The 14,788-nt window shown below is 71.8% G+C and carries 10 protein-coding genes and 1 pseudogene; 2 read left to right on the top strand and 9 right to left on the bottom strand.

Features of this window, described 5'->3' with window-relative positions:
• Positions 1–78 precede the first annotated feature (78 nt).
• Together AC3EUJ_RS23690 and AC3EUJ_RS23685 are read right to left on the bottom strand one after the other, a co-directional pair.
• Positions 79–528 carry a substrate-binding domain-containing protein gene (locus tag AC3EUJ_RS23690; protein ID WP_431964570.1) on the bottom strand — a complete coding sequence of 150 codons (450 nt, stop codon included), beginning with the start codon at positions 526–528 and terminating at the stop codon, positions 79–81.
• Positions 528–983, bottom strand: coding sequence for a hypothetical protein (locus AC3EUJ_RS23685; RefSeq protein WP_431964498.1), 456 nt, complete (start codon positions 981–983; stop codon positions 528–530). Before AC3EUJ_RS23685 ends, AC3EUJ_RS23690 begins: the two co-directional genes overlap by 1 nt.
• Here AC3EUJ_RS23685 and AC3EUJ_RS23680 point away from each other — a divergent pair.
• A pseudogene (locus AC3EUJ_RS23680) lies at positions 894–1,163 on the top strand (hypothetical protein); the annotation flags it as partial. The gene AC3EUJ_RS23685 and the pseudogene AC3EUJ_RS23680 overlap by 90 nt on opposite strands.
• Before the next feature lie 217 nt (positions 1,164–1,380).
• Here the strand turns inward: AC3EUJ_RS23680 and sbnA are convergent.
• From sbnA to AC3EUJ_RS23645, 7 genes are all read right to left on the bottom strand, one after another.
• Complete coding sequence (sbnA, locus tag AC3EUJ_RS23675) at positions 1,381–2,466, bottom strand: 2,3-diaminopropionate biosynthesis protein SbnA (protein ID WP_431964496.1); 1,086 nt, start codon at positions 2,464–2,466, stop codon at positions 1,381–1,383.
• A gap of 223 nt (positions 2,467–2,689) precedes the next feature.
• Complete coding sequence (sbnB, locus tag AC3EUJ_RS23670; protein WP_431964494.1) at positions 2,690–3,760, bottom strand: 2,3-diaminopropionate biosynthesis protein SbnB; 1,071 nt, start codon at positions 3,758–3,760, stop codon at positions 2,690–2,692.
• A complete protein-coding gene (locus tag AC3EUJ_RS23665; protein ID WP_431964492.1) occupies positions 3,757–4,791 on the bottom strand; it encodes a TauD/TfdA family dioxygenase in 1,035 nt (344 codons plus the stop codon). The genes sbnB and AC3EUJ_RS23665 overlap by 4 nt, the downstream gene beginning before the upstream one ends.
• Positions 4,788–8,042 carry a non-ribosomal peptide synthetase gene (locus AC3EUJ_RS23660; protein ID WP_431964490.1) on the bottom strand — a complete coding sequence of 1,085 codons (3,255 nt, stop codon included), beginning with the start codon at positions 8,040–8,042 and terminating at the stop codon, positions 4,788–4,790. Before AC3EUJ_RS23660 ends, AC3EUJ_RS23665 begins: the two co-directional genes overlap by 4 nt.
• 31 nt (positions 8,043–8,073) lie before the next feature.
• Positions 8,074–10,677: a Pls/PosA family non-ribosomal peptide synthetase gene (locus AC3EUJ_RS23655; protein WP_431964568.1), complete on the bottom strand. Its 2,604-nt coding sequence runs from the start codon at positions 10,675–10,677 to the stop codon at positions 8,074–8,076.
• A gap of 440 nt (positions 10,678–11,117) precedes the next feature.
• A complete protein-coding gene (locus AC3EUJ_RS23650) occupies positions 11,118–11,909 on the bottom strand; it encodes a hypothetical protein (protein ID WP_431964488.1) in 792 nt (263 codons plus the stop codon).
• On the bottom strand, positions 11,906–13,522 hold the full coding sequence (locus tag AC3EUJ_RS23645) for a serine/threonine-protein kinase (protein WP_431964486.1): 1,617 nt from the start codon (positions 13,520–13,522) through the stop codon (positions 11,906–11,908). Before AC3EUJ_RS23645 ends, AC3EUJ_RS23650 begins: the two co-directional genes overlap by 4 nt.
• Before the next feature lie 186 nt (positions 13,523–13,708).
• On the opposite strand from AC3EUJ_RS23645, the gene AC3EUJ_RS23640 reads away from it, so the two are divergent.
• Positions 13,709–14,671, top strand: a complete 963-nt coding sequence (locus AC3EUJ_RS23640; RefSeq protein WP_431964484.1) for a lytic polysaccharide monooxygenase — start codon at positions 13,709–13,711, stop codon at positions 14,669–14,671.
• Positions 14,672–14,788: the final 117 nt, after the last annotated feature.

Raw genomic sequence — 14,788 nt, 5'->3', positions numbered from 1 at the left:
TCCCGCCGGGAGGAACCCCCGGGCCGTCGCCGGAGCGAGCTCACCGGTGACGGCCCGGACCGCGTCCGCCAGGTCGCGTCAACCGCCTTTCCGCCGCGCCTCGATGACCAGCAGGGTGATGTCGTCACCGCGAGCGGCGGACCGCGGCCCGTGCCGGCCGGTCAGTGACCGCGGCCCAGGGGGGTGGACAAAGCGGACGACCAGGTCGAAGCCGGGCCGGACACGGTGCGGTGGGGCGTCCGGCGACGCGGTCAGGCGTTGCACGAGGCAGTCGACGGCCTGCCGGGCGATGGCCTTGTTGTCGGGGGAGATGGTGGTCAGCGTGATCGTGCCGTAGCGCCCCTCCTCGATGTCGTCGAAGCCCACGAGCGCGACGTCCTCCGGCACGCGCAGCCCCCGGGTGGTGAGCACCCGCAGGGCGCCGATGGCCTGGAGGTCGTTGTAGGCGAAGACCGCGTCCGGGCGGGCCCCGCGGTCCAGCAGATCGGCCATCGCCTGGGCGCCGTCCGCCCGGCCGTACCCGGCGATCAGGTCGCCGCGGCCCGAGTCCCCCTTGGAGGCCGCAGCAGTTGACCCCCTGAGTGGGCGTCGACCAGGCGCGCGGGGTCCTGCTCCCTGACGGCGTCGGCGAGCTCACCGGTTGCCTGCTTGCTCCACTCGCCCCAGCCCCCGTTCATCAGCGTCCACACCAGGACGGACGGGGTGCTGATGTGCTGGTCGACGATCTGGTGGACCTGGTCGAGGAAGGCCCGGCTCTCCGGGGTGCCGGCGGCCGCCGTGCCGCGGCTCGGCATGTCCTGCCGCGCCATCAGGCCCAACTTGTCGGCCCGGTAGTACCAGCGGTCCGGCTCGACCTTGATGTGCTTGCGGACCGCTTTGAAGCCGGGCTTCTCGTGCTGCGCGGGGTCGTACTTCAGGGCCTCGTCGGTCGGCGCGGTGTAGAGGCCGTCGGGCCAAGAGCCCTGGTCGAGGGTGGCGAGCACGAACACCGGTTTGCCGTTGAGCAGCTTGATCCGGTCGGTGCCGCCGGGGGGGCGCCGTCGGCCCGCCGGGTCGGCCGGCAGGTCAGGGGGGTGGTGCGGTCGCCCCAGAGGCGTCCGAGGGCATGCGCTCTGCGGCTGCCCGTTCCCCGCGCCCACCTGTGGAGCCCGGACGACCCGTACCTGTACGACCTCGAGGTCACCCTCACCGACGGCCGCGGCAAGGACCGCGTCGGCTCCCTACGTCGGCATGCGGTCGATCGAGGGCGGCCATGCCCCGGACCGGCGGCCCGGGGTGGCGGATCCACTGGGTGCGCGCCCGCCGCGGACATGCTGCTGCGGCGGTCCGGGACCGCCGCAGCAGCATGTGATCGACGGGGGCGGCGTCGCCGCCCGGACGTCAGTGCAGTTGACCGTCGGGGGACACCGGTGTCGTCGCTGGTTCGGCGGGGGTCGCCGCGGGGGCGGCCCAGGCGGCCTCGGCCGCCGCCGCCCAGGCGGGGTCGGCCCAGGACGTGTCGGCCCGTTCGTCGGGTTCCAGGACGTCCTCGCCGTACAGGTCCTGCAGCCAGTTGCTCTGGTAGATCGTGTCGAGGTAGCGCTCGCCGAGATCCGGCGCGATCGCCACCGACGTGAGGCCCGGCGCGCCGTTCTTCTCGAGCCAGCTCATCGCGCCGCTGACCACGGTGCCCGTCGAGCCGCCGAACAGGAAGCCGCGCCGGGCCAGCCGGTGGCAGGCGCGGATGGTGTCCGCCTCCTCGACCAGGACGACCTCGTCGACGAAGGACTCGTCGAGCAGCGGCGGGTGGACGCTCATGCCGAGCCCGGGGATCATCCGCCGGCCCGGCGCCCCGCCGAACGTCACGGAGCCCACGCTGTCCACCGCGACGACCTTCACCGGCCGGGACCACTCCCGGAACCAGCGGGCGCAGCCCATCAGCGTTCCCGTGGTGCCGGCCCCGACGAACACGACGTCGACCTCGGGGAACTGCCGCGCGATCTCCGGAGCGGTCGTCCGGTAGTGCGCCCTCCAGTTGCCCGGGTTCGTGTACTGGCTGAGCCACACGTACCGGTCGTCCGAGGCGCACAGCGCGCGGACGAAGTCCAGCCGCGCGCCGAGGTAGCCGCCGTGGGCGTCCGGCCCGGAGATGATGTGCACCTGGCTGCCCAGGGCCTTCATCAGGAGCCTGGTCGACAGGTTGCACCGTGCGTCGGTGACGCACAGGAACCGGTAGCCCTTGCTGGCGGCGATCATGCTCAGTGCCACGCCCAGGTTGCCGGACGAGGACTCGACCAGGATCGACTCCGGAGTCAGGATCCCCTCCCGCTCGGCAGTCTCCACCATCTCGGTCGCGGCTTTGAGCTTGATCGAACCGGCGAAGTTGAAGCCCTCGCACTTGAGGAAGAGTGATCGCCCGAAGATCGACTCGAGGTCGACGAAGAGCTCTTCCTCGTTGAAGGCCTGGGGAACGGATATGACTGTCACGATGGCCTCCTCATCTGCAGCGCGACTCCCGTCCAGACGGGGCAGCGCGTCAGCGGCCGCTGTGTCCTGCACTGATGAGCTTGCGTGGCTGGACCGTTGGTCTTTCCCGGAGGTACCTCCGCATGCGGCTCCTTGTCGTCCGTGGCCGTGCCGCCCGCCCCGCCGTCGGGTGCCCGGGCCCAGGTCCGGGGGCCTGGCGTCGTGGGGGCGGGTTCGCGGCCGTTCATCCGTACCGGCGCAGTTCGTGGAAGAAGTCGTCGATGACGTGCAGCTCGCCGGAACGCGCCACCTCGTCGTAGACGTACTTGCCGACCGCGAGGTCGAGGACTCCGAGGCCGAAGGGCGAGAACACCACCGGCCGGTCCTCGCGGAGCGCCACCCGTCCGGCGATCACGTCGTCCAGCGTGCCGGCCAGGAAGTCCCGGTTGCCCGTGCGCTGCTCCGCCAGGTGCGGCGACGTGTCCGCCTTCAGGCAGTGCTCGACGTCGTCGACCACGTTGGTCGAGCCGAGCACGATCTCCGGCGTGAGGTCGCGCAGCGACATGTGCAGCACGAGCGGCTTGTGCCCGAACCAGGTCATGTCCCGCACATGGGGCTCGCCCGCGACGGTGGCGAAGACCACCAGGTCGCTCGCGCGGATGATCTGCTCGGCGTTGTCGTACAGGGTGATACGTCCCGGGGCGCCCGTTTGTTCAACGTAGCCGCGGAAACCCTTCGCGCTCTCGGCCGACAGGTCGTGCACGCCGATCTCGTCGAAGTGCCAGCCGGTGCCCACCAGGTAGGTGTGGATGTAGCGGGCGATCAGCCCCGTCCCGATGAACCCCACACGCCGGGGGCGCTGGTCGGGACGGCTGAGCCGGTCGGCGGCCAGGGCCGCCATCGCCGCCGTCCTGGTGGCGCTGATGATGGAGCTCTCCAGGCACGCGATGGGGTAGCCGGTGTCGTGGTCGTTGAGGATCAGTACCGCCGAGGCGCGGGGGATGCCCGCCACCACGTTCTCCGGGAAGCTGGAGATCCACTTCAGGCCGTCCACGCGTACGTCGCCGCCGATCGAGGCGGGCAGCGCGATGATCCGGGCCGTGGGACGGTCGGGGAAACGCAGGAAGTACGACGGCGGGTTCACCGAGTCACCGGCGGAGTGCAGCCGGTAGGTGGTCTCCACCAGCTCCGTGATCTGCTTCTCGCGCCCGTGCAGCGCGCGCTGGACCTGGACACCGGGGACCACCGCGAACGGCGGTACGGTGAGCGGCCCGGAGGGTGCGGAACCGTGGGTGGTGGAGCGGTTGCCGGTCATGCGGTGGTCACCTCGACGGTCGGGGAGCAGTCGGCCAGGCGCACCGCGTCGGCCATGGCGACGAGCACTTCACGGGAGCCCTCGTACGCCTCGCGGCTGTGCGCGGTTCGGATGTTGTCGACGAGCATCAGGTCGCCCGTCTGCCACGGCTCGCGGGCGGTGTTGGCCTCGTAGACGTTGTTGAGCAGCTGGACGACGTCCGCGCCGATCGGGTCGCCGTTGCCGAAGCGGGTGTTGAACGGCAGGCCTTCGGCGCCGTACATGTCCACGAGGTACTCGTGCACCTCGGGGTCCATCGTCCATTCGTTGAGGAACGCGATCTGGTTGAACCAGCAGCGCCGGCCGGTGACCGGGTGGCGGACCACGGCACTGCGCCGCTGGCGGGTGTGCAGGGCCCCGTCCGGCTGCCACTCGAAGGCGATGGCGTTGGCGCGGCAGTAGTCCTCGACGGCGGAGCGGTCGTCGGTGCCGAAGGCCTCGGCGACGGTCGCCCCGATCTCGTCGTTGTAGCTGCGGGTGAGCAGCCAGCCCTCCCGCTCGAAGCGCTGGACGAGCTCGGGCGGCAGTGCCTCGAGCACGGTCGGCGCGTCGGCCACCGCCGTCGCCCCGCCCTCGTCCGGGGCGGTCAGGCAGGCGAACATCATCAGGCCGGGGAACTCGAGCCGGTAGCTCAGTTCGTGGTGCATGCACATCGGCTGGTTGGGCGGCCAGTTGGAGGAGGAGTACAGGCCCTCGGCGTAGGTCCGCCGGGACGCGAAGGCCTCCTTCTCGGCGGTCAGCCGGCCGGCCAGTCGCTTGACGACGCCGGCCGCCTTGTCCGCGTCGCTCAGGCCGAGGCCGCGGATCAGGACCGAGCCGTGCTCGGCGACGACCGCGCGCAGCGCGTCGCGGTGCCCGTCGGCCCAGCCCGCCGGGTCCTCGACGGCCCCGGTGCGCAGGATCGGGGGTGAGCCGGGCCGCAGCTCGAGGTCGAGCAGGGACGGAGGGGAAGCTGAGGTCGACAACTGCGTCTCCTCTCGGTTGCCGTTCATGGGGAGGCCAGGAGTTCGGCGGCGCGCAGGACCGCCTGCGCCACCTCGTCCGGGCAGGTGCGGAGGAAGTGGTGACCGCCGTGGGCGAGCTCGTACAGATCGACGTGCTCGGCCAGCAGCTGCCACTGCCGGTACCGGCGGGAGTGGTCCGCCGTGTACGGGTCGTCGGCGGCGACGACCACGGTGACCGGCGCCTGCAGCCGCACCGGCGGTGCGGAGTCCAGGGCGTCGGCGAAGTATCGGTGGGCCGCCACGCAGTCGTGGCGGTAGGCGGCGGCCACGCGCCCGGCGCGCGCCTTGTCCAGCTCGGCGAGCCGGCCGTAGCCGTCGTCGCCGCTCAGCTCGGCGGCGATCTCGGTGTCGCTGCGGGCGGCCAGCGCGTCGGCGGCGGCACGCCGCCCGGCGGAGTCGCCGAGCAGTTGCGCGCCGAGGAACACGCGCTGGACCTCCACGCCCTTGTCCTGCAGCCGCCGGGCGGTCTCCACCGCGAGGGCGGTGCCCGAGGAGTGGCCCCACAGCAGGATCCGGGACAGTCCGCGGCCGGCGATCTCCTCGACCACCGCGTCGGCGACCTGTGCCATCGGGGCGAAGGGCTCGTCGCGGGCGGCCGGGTCGTGGCCGGGCAGTTCGACGGCGTAGACCGCGCAGCCGGCGGGCCGCAGGGCCGCGGCCAGCGGCCGGAAGTTCACCGCGTTGCCACCGGCGTACGGGAAGCACACCAGGGCGCCGTGCGGCTCCCCGTCCGGCTCCGACAGGACCTGCAGCAGTCCGGGCCGGCCTGTCGTCCGGCCGTCGGCCAGCTCGGCGAGGTCGGCGAGGACCGGATGCGCGGTGACGTCCTTGAGCGAGATCGCGCGGTCCAGCAGGATCGCCAGCCGGACAGCCGACAGGGAGGTGCCGCCGCGGTCGAAGAAGTGGTCCCGGCGCCCGATCCGCTCCTGCGGGATGCCGAGCACCGCCGACCACGCCCTCGCCAGGCGCTGCTCGGCGGGGGTGCCTGGGGCCTGCCGGTCCGCCTCGGCGGAGGCGGGCCCGGAGCCCTCCTCCGCGGCGAGCGCCGTCAGGGCCTTGCGGTCGATCTTGCTGTTGGCGGTCAGCGGCAGGCTCTCCTTCCAGTGGAAGGCCGCGGGCACCATGTACGCCGGCAGGGACGCCGCCAGGTGCTCGCGCAGTACGTCCGCCGCCACGGGCCCGGGACCCGAGTAGAAGGCGACCAGCTGGCTGCCGTCGTCGCTGACGACGACCGCGCCGTCGCGCACGCCCGGCGCCCGGACCAGGGTGTTCTCGATCTCGCCGATCTCGATGCGGAAACCGCGGATCTTGACCTGGTGGTCCTTGCGGCCGAGGAACTCCAGCGTGCCGTCCGGGTGCCAGCGACCGTAGTCGCCGCCGCGGTACAGCCGCTCACCGGCGTGGTGGGGGTCGGTCAGGTACGCCTGCCGGGTGCGCTCGGGGTCGTTGATGTAGCCACGGCCCACGCAGACCCCGGAGAAGACGATCAGCCCGGGCGCGCCCAGCGGCACCGGGGAGAGGTGCTCGTCGACGACGTACACGCGGACGTTGTTGACGGGCCGGCCCAGCGGCACCCAGTCGGTGTCCGGGACCCGGTCCATCACCGCGTGGTTGGTGTCGTCGCTGGTCTCGGTCAGCCCGTAGGCGTTGACGAGCTTGACACCGGGCCGGGCGGCGAACCAGCGCTTGACGAGGTCCTTCTTCAGGGCCTCGCCGGTCACCGACACGCAGCGCAGATCCGGCAGTTCGCGCGGCTGCCGCTCCAGGGCGGACAGGACGACGTCCAGGTAGGAGGGGACGAGCTGGAGGACGTTCGCCCGTCCCTCGGCGATCGAGTCGAGGAAGCGGTCGGCGTCCAGGATCGTCTCCTGTCCCACCAGCAGGGTCCGCCCGCCGACGAGCAGCGCCGAGACCAGCTGCCACAGCGAGATGTCGAAGCACTGCGGGGCGGTCTGCGCGACCACCTGCCCCTCACCGATGCCGAGGTCGTCGATCTTGGCGTAGAGGTGGTTGAGGAATCCCGCGTGCTCGCACATCGCGCCCTTGGGCTCCCCGGTCGAACCGGAGGTGAAGTATATGTACGCCAGCTGGTCGCGGCCGACGGCCACGCGCGGGTCCTCGCTCGGGTGGTCCTCCGCGTAGGCCTCCTCGACCAGCAGCCGCTGCACCTCGGGGAGCGCGGACAGGGCCTCGTCCAGCGTGGCGGTGCTGCCGCGCTCGGTCAGCACCACGCGGCACTCGGCGCGGGTCAGGGTGTTCCTGATCCGCCCGGCCGGGAAGTGCGGCTCGATCGGCAGATAGGCCCCGCCGGCCTTGAAGACGCCGAGCACGGCGGCCAGCCAGTCCAGGTTCCGCTCGGTGACGACCGCGACGACGCCCTCGCGCTCCAGACCGCGCGCCAGCAGGGCGTGGGCCAGGCGGTTCGCGCGGGCGTTGAGGTCGCCGTAGGTCCACTGGCGGTCGCCGTGGACGGCGGCGACCGCCTCCGGGTGCGCCCGGGCCCGCTCCTCGAACAGCTCGTGCATCCTGCGGTCCGGCAGCTTCTTGTGCGGTCCGGCCATCCCGGCCAGCTGCAGCCGGTTCTCCTCCGCCGACAGCAGGCTCTTGCGGCTGTGCTCGGCGTCCAGGTCGGCGGCGATCCGCGCGAGGGCGGCCAGGTGGTAGCCGGCGACACGGGCCGCCGCGTCCTCGTCCATGACGTCGGTGGCGTAACGCAGCCGCAGCGAGAGGCGGCCGTCGCGGTCCGACGCGCTGACCCACAGCACGGTGCCGGGGGCGAGCTCGACACCACCGCCGGACAGGTCGAAGACCGTCTCGAACAGCGGCTCGGCCAGGTCCAGCTCCTTGCGGAGCGCGTCGACCGGGAAGTCCTGGAAGGCCAGCAGTTGCGACTCGGCGCCGTGCGCGTCCAGCAGCAGGGACCGCCATGAGCCGGGGCCCGCCGACAGCCGGCACGGCAGCACCGCGCCGCCCGCGGCGACGTACCCCGTCACGACGTCGGTCTCGCCGGAGAGCGCGGCCAGCACCCTGGCGTGCGCGGCCAGCAGCACCGAGCCCAGGGGGACGGTCACCTCGTCCGCCACACGGCGCACGGACGCCGTGAGGCCGTCGGGGACCGCCACCACGTGCTCGGCGGCGCCGATGACCGGTTCGGGAGCCCAGCGGGGGATCGCGGTGAACCCGCCCCTGAGGAGCACCCCGCGCCAGAACTCCCGTCCGGCGTGCGCTGCCATGTCCATCGACCTGCCTCCACTCGCGGTTTCCACGGGGCTACACACCGCTGATCAGGGCGGCGGCGCGATCGCCGCCGCTGTTCGGGTTCTTCGGGTTCTCGGGCATCTCGCGGGCCGGGTTGCCACCCCACCGGGCGCGCGGGGGGAGTTCCTCGCCCTTCATCACGAAGGAGTCCGGGGCGATCACGGCGCCGTCGCCGACGGTCACGCCGTAGTGGACGAGGGCGCCGACCCCGAGGGTGCAGCCGGCACCCAGCGAGCTGTGGTCGGACTTGAACGCGCCGTCCTCCTGGGAGTGGCTCTGGATGACGGTGCCCGCGTTGAGCGTGCAGTCGTCGCCGATGGCGGCGAGGGAGCGCTCGGGGAGGAAGAGGCCGTCGTCGAAGACCCGGCGACCGATGCGCACGCCGAGCAGGCGCCAGACGACGTTCTTGTACGGCGTGCCGTTGAGGACGTTCAGGTACTCCGTCGCGGCCGTCACCTTCCAGTAGCGCTCGTGCTGCCAGAAGTCGATGTCGTAGATCGAGCAGTACAGCGGTCGCAGACCGCGGAACCTGGTGACGACGCGCTCGCCGAGCACGATGTAGGTGACGGTGACCATCAGGACCACGACGTTCGCGAGGGCGACCGCCGCGGCGCCGTACGTGGGGTACAGGTCGGCGGCGCAGGACGCGATCAGGGCGACCAGGAAGAGCAGCAGCCACTGCAGCATCAGGTGCAGTACCGCGGTGCCGGTGTTGTGCTTGTTCTTGTCCGCGAGCAGACGCCGGAACGCGTCGCCGTTCTTCAAATGGTCGAATTTGCTGTCGCGGTCCACCGTCCGGGGAATCTCGAAGCTGGGCGAGCCCAGCAGCCCGACGTTCTCCCGGACCGGTCCCTCGACCGGGACCATGACCTTCGTGGCCAGCAGGCAGTTGTCGCCCGTCCTGCCCTGGGAGGGATAGGCGATGTGGTTGCCCAGGAAATTGTGCGGGCCGATCGCCGTCCGGGTGACGCGGAAAGAGGTGCTCGAGTAGTCCGCATTCATGATGGACAGTCCGTCGGCGACCATGGTGCCGCTGCCTACCTTGCTCAGGTACGGATTCTCGTGCTTCACCTCGGTACCGAAATTCGAGCCGGTCTGTTCCACCGGCGACAGGTCGTAGCCGATGGCGCGCAGGTAGTGCACGACGGCGGAGCTGTCACCGAACAGGACGCGGAAGAACTTCCGGTTGGTGAGGAAACCGATGGTCCGGTGGACCCCGTAGCGGAATCCGTAGAGCGGGTGCACGGTGTCGGGCTTCACGAGCGGGTGCAGCAGCCGCGGCACGGTGACCGCGACGAGCAGGCCCAGCAGCAGAGCCCCGCAGAAGAGCACCAAGGAGGCGACCAGGGCGTCGGCGTAGAAGGTCCACGTCGTCAGGGCCGTCGGTCCCGGCTCCAGCAGGGTGTCCAGGCGCGGGACCACCGCGAGCAGCATCGCCACCCCGCCGACGGCGAGCGGGATCCATACGGCCAGGAGGATCAGCAGCTGTGACAGGCAGTAGGTGACGCGGCGGATCCTGCCGCACCCCACCGGCGCGACCACGCGGTAGTCCGCCGCGCCCGGCTGGGCCGGGGAGCCGTGCCAGCGCTCGCCGGCGGGGACCGCCTGGCCGCTGTGGAGCGAGGAGGCGTGGCCGAGTTGGGCGCCGTCGCCCATGGAGGTGCCGATGTCGAGCACCGTCACCTCGCCGATCAGCACGTCCTTGCCGAGGGTGACCGGGCCGGTCTGGATGGCCATCGAGTGGCCCCGGTAGCAGGAGAAGTACGAGTCCTTGCGGATCACCGTGCCGTCTCCGATGGTCAGCAGATCGGTGCAGACCGGGACGTGCTTGGAGAAGATGGCGACACCGCGTCCTATTCGCGCGCCCATGGCCCGCAGGTACAGCACGTACAGCGGAGAGCCGACGAACAGCACCATGGGGTTCGCCCGGATCAGCGTCCGCACGCACCAGAACCGGAAGTACGCCAGGCTCCAGATGCGGATCTCCTGCGGCTTCCACCGTCCGACCAGCAGCCACTTGCCCGCGATGGGCAGGACGCAGACGCCGGCGAAGGCCGCGCCACCGAACTCCACGGACCGCAGGTAGGTGTCGAAGGGGTTCGCGCCGGCGGATATCCACTCCGCCCCGCGCGCGATCACGAGCGCGGCCAGGTACGAGTAGCCCAGGAAGAACAGCGCTTGCAGCACGCCGCACACCACGTAGCGCGGCGTGCCCTTCGCGGCCGCCACCTGGATCGGTTCCGGGACCGCAACGTCGGCGAGGGCCGGCGTGGTGGCGGGGGTCTGGGCGCCGGTCGGCGGGGTGTCCGCCATGGCCGTCGCGAGACTTCTGATGGTCGGATACCGGTAGATGTCCTTCATCGACACCGACGGCAGATCCTGGTGCTTCCTCACCCGGGCGCAGAAATGCGCCATCACCAGGGAGTCGGCACCCATTTCCGTGAAGAAGTGGCTGTCGACCGACACCCGGTCCGCGTGCACGATGCCCGCCAGGATGTCGGCGAGGATCCTTTCCGTGCCGCCGGCCGGGGCGGTGTGGGGGCCCCCGGTGGTTGAAGATTCATCGGGATCCGAAGCGGGATCGGACGCCAGGACCTCTGCAGATTTTTCCACGATGTGAGCTCCTTGAGGAAAAGTCGACCACGGGCGGCCGGTAAGGCCGGTACCCGGTGTCCCTCGCGCCCCGGCTTATGGGCCGGAGCGAGTAATCCGGAAGCCATGCGGTCGTGAGCTCTTCTCTCGCCATACAACCATATGTCGCTCCTCGTAGTCTCCGCCGTCCTCGTTCGGACTGCCACTCGAAGATGATCGAAGGGGCATGTCGCGGCCCTGGGCTGCGTAAAAGCTCGAGAAGTCACGACGAATCGACGAGTACCGTTCTGGAAAGCCGGAAAAACCACCGATTCCCAGGGTTGCGGGAAAGAGACGGAGCTGCGATAAGCGCTACCGAGAGTGGTCGTCCAGGTCAAGAGAGTTGAAAGGCGACGGCCGAGTGCTGAGGGCTCGTCACATGGCAGAGCCCGCCCGCGCACAGAGTGCGGGGGCGGGCTCTGCGGTCACGCGCAGTCGTACGTGAAGCCCGTCGTGACGGAGTGGTGGCCGGGCGCGGTGATGCGCAGTTCCGCCTGCGCCCGGTACGAGCCGTGGCCGCGGAACGTCCACAGCAGGTGCAGCCGGGCCTCGTGGCTGCCGCGGGGGACCTCCTCGTACAGCACGTCGGAGGACGTGCCGTCGTTGCGTAGCCAACGGTAACTGATGGTGCCCGGGCGGCCGTTGGTCGTGACGACCGCGACGAGGTCGACGGTCGTGTCGCAGGCGGGTGCCGACGGGGACGTCGTCACCCTCACTCCCTTGACCTGCAGGCCCGGCCCGAAGCGCTGCCAGGCGAGGAAGAGGAGCACGGCCACCAGCACCGCGGCGGCCAGGGCGTACCCGCGCGGCCACCTGCGACGTCGCGGTTCCGGCGGGACGGTCGGGGCGATCAGGCCCCGCCATACCTCGGCGGCGATGTCGGCGCGGGCGGCGGCCCCCGGAGTGACGCCGGGCCCGAAGCGCAAGACCTCGCCCTCGACCCGGTCCGGGAGGACGACGGTGCAGCCGGAGTTCACCGTAGGCGCCGCTCCGTCGGCGCCGGCCGTGGGCTCGAGCCGTGCCGTCGGCGGTGCGGACGGCGCCCAGTGCTCGGCGAGGACGGTGGCGCTGTACTCGGGATCGGCCACGGGCCGTACGGCTTCGGCGTCCTGGGGCGTGGCGTCCTGCGGCGGTGTGTCGTTCGGCGGTGTGTCCGCTGGGCCGAGACGGAAGGTGGGCTGGGTTTCCTCCGGAGGGAGGTCGCGCGACCCGCTCATGTGATCACGCACTGACGGGTGAGGATCTGCTGGAACGACTGCCCGTTGGCCGCCGCCGGATCGGTGCCCGCCACCGCTCCGAACCAACAGCCGCCGGCCCGCGGGAACGTGTGGTCGGCGGTGAAGTCGTACGAGGTCGAACCGCTGCGGGTGAAGGTCTGCGAGCCGTCCACGGTGCCGCGCTCGCCCTTCGCGTCGCTGGAGTACCACGTCACCGTGACGGTCACCGGGCGTGCATCACTGGTGCGCAGCCGGATCGCCGCCGAGGCGCTGAATGCACCCGTCTGGGTGAGCGAGGTGACGGAGACATCACTGACACTCACCGGCGGTGTCGTCGGCGTGGAGGGCGACGCCGGCGGCGTGGCCGTCACGGACGCGGAAGCCGTGGCCGATACCGTCGTGGTCGGCGTCGGCGCGGTCGGCGTGGTGACGGCGGTCGTCCCGGCGGAAGCCGGGGCGCTCTGCGGCTCCGAGGGCGACGGACTCGATGACTCGGGCGAGGGACTGCCCGGTGGAGCCGTCGTCCCTGGCGCGGCGGAGCTGCCGCGCGGGGTCGCTCTCGTCGTTTCCCCTGTCCAGTTGGCGGTCGTCTGCCGCGGGCCCTCCCCGGAGGCAACCGCGGCGAAGGTCAGCAGTCCGGCGATGATCACACCACCCGCCGCGGCGAGCATGCCCTGACGTGTCAGACGCCGGGCGCCCCCGCGGAGCACGGTGGTGGCCAGGTCGGCCGTTCCCGCTGCCGGTCCCCCCGATGGGAAAAGCAGCGGCAGCAACGCCGCGAGCGCGGCGAGCCTGCGCTGTCCCCGCTCCTCCCAGTCGTCTCCGTAGGCCGCTCCCGCGATCACCTCCAGTTCCGCGACGAACGCCTCCGCGTCCGCCGGCCGGTGCGCCGGGTCCTTCGCCATCCCGCGGAGCACCAGTTCCCGCACCGGCTCCGGGGCCAGCTCCACCGGCACCGGCGCTTCGATGTGCTGGACGGCCAGCTCGGCGAAGTTCGCGCCTCCGAACGGCTTGCGGCCGGTGAGGCACTCGAAGAACGTCGCCGTCGCCGCGTACACGTCCGCCGCGGGCGACGCCGGGCGCCCGTTCCACTGCTCGGGAGCCATGTAGGCGGGCGTTCCCACCACGGCCCCCTTGGTCCCGCTGCGCAAGGCGATGCCGAAGTCGGCCAGCTTCGACGATCCGTCCGCCGCGACCAGTACGTTCTCCGGTTTGTAGTCGCGGTGCACCACACCGGTGCGGTGGGCGGCGGCGAGGCCGAGAAGCGACCCCTTGAGCACCACCAGCGCTGCCTCGGGACCGGTGGCTCCCTCCTGGCGGAGGAGCGCCCGCAGGGCTATACCGTCCACCAGCTCCATGACGATGGCCGCGCCCTGCGGAGACTCCACGTACTCGTACAGACTGACGACATACGGTGTTTCCAGACCTCCCAGCAGCTGTGCCTCGGCTCGGAACTCCTGAACGAACTCGGGGTCGGCCCGCAGTTCGTCGCTCAGGTACTTGATCGCGACGGGCGTTGACGTGGCGTCATGGGACGCGAGCACCACACGACCGCCGCCGCCCGAGCCCAGTTCTCTGGCCTCGGTGTACCCGGGAGCCCTCCAGCCGCTCATTCACTTGTCCCCCCTGCCCGTGGCGCGGCGCCGGCGGCCGCGTCGACTTTTCCTCTCCAGACACGATTCCCGAACGACCGGTTCCCGGGGAACCCCCCACCCGGCTGAACACCCCCCGCCGACCGTCCGTAGTACGGGGGGACATGCGTTCCGATCCACCGAACGGCAACAGGGGAGGCGGCCGGCATGGCCCCATCGCGCCACGTGCTCAGCTCCGTCGTCGCAGGCACGGCCGTCTTGCTGCCGCTGACCCTGGCGGGACCGGCCGCCGCCCACGGCGCGCCGGTGTCCCCGGTCAGTCGTGCCGCCGCGTGCGCGTCCGGAAGCGGACAGTACGCGGGGACCGCCGCCTGCCGGGCCGCCGCGGCCGCGAACGGCGGGAGCCGGCCTTTCGCGGACTGGGACAACCTCCGCGTCGCCGGGGTCGCGGGCCGCGACCGCCAGGTGATCTCGGACGGGAAGCTGTGCAGCGGCGGCCTGGCCGCCTTCCGCGGCCTCGACCTGCCCCGCACCGACTGGCCGGCCACCCGGCTGACCCCGGGCGCCGGCTTCACCATGGCGTACGGGACGACCATCCCGCACCAGGGCACGTTCAGGATCTACCTCACCAAGGAGGGCTACGACCCGAGCCGCCCGCTGACCTGGTCGGCGCTGGCGAGCGACCCCTTCGTCAAGGTCACCGACCCGCCCGTGTCCGGCGGGGCCTACCGCATCAGCGGGCGGTTGCCCTCGGACCGCACCGGGAGGCACGTCCTCTTCACGATCTGGCAGAACTCCTCGACGCCCGACACGTATTACTCCTGCTCGGACGTCGTCTTCCCGGCCGCCGCGGCCAAGGCGCCGGCCAGGCCCGCCAAGCCGGCGAGGCCCGCCCGGCCTTCGGCGACCGCGGCCACCACAACGCCCGAGGCCACCGCCTCCCGCAGTACGGCGTCCCCCTCCGCGGCCCGGACCGCCGAATCCGCCGCGGCCGCCCCGGCCTCCCCGCGGGACGCGGTCCGCACACCGGCGACCCAGCCCGTGGCCGCCGAGAGTGAGGGACCGGGACGCACCCTGACGGCCCTCGCCGGCGCCACCGCGCTCGGCGGCATGGCCGCGGTCGCCCTGCTGTTCCGGCTGCGCCGCTCGCCCGGCGCCCGGCGCCGCTAGGGCGTGCCGTCACATGCCCGCCTGCCCCGCGGCGCCTGGCACGGCACCTCGCTGCGTTGTCGAATCGTCCGAGTAGCCCACTGCGAGGACGACTCTCCGCCTTGCGATGCACCGCAC

This window comes from Actinacidiphila sp. bgisy160, assembly GCF_057707815.1.
This window is presented reverse-complemented; position numbering and strand designations above follow the sequence as displayed.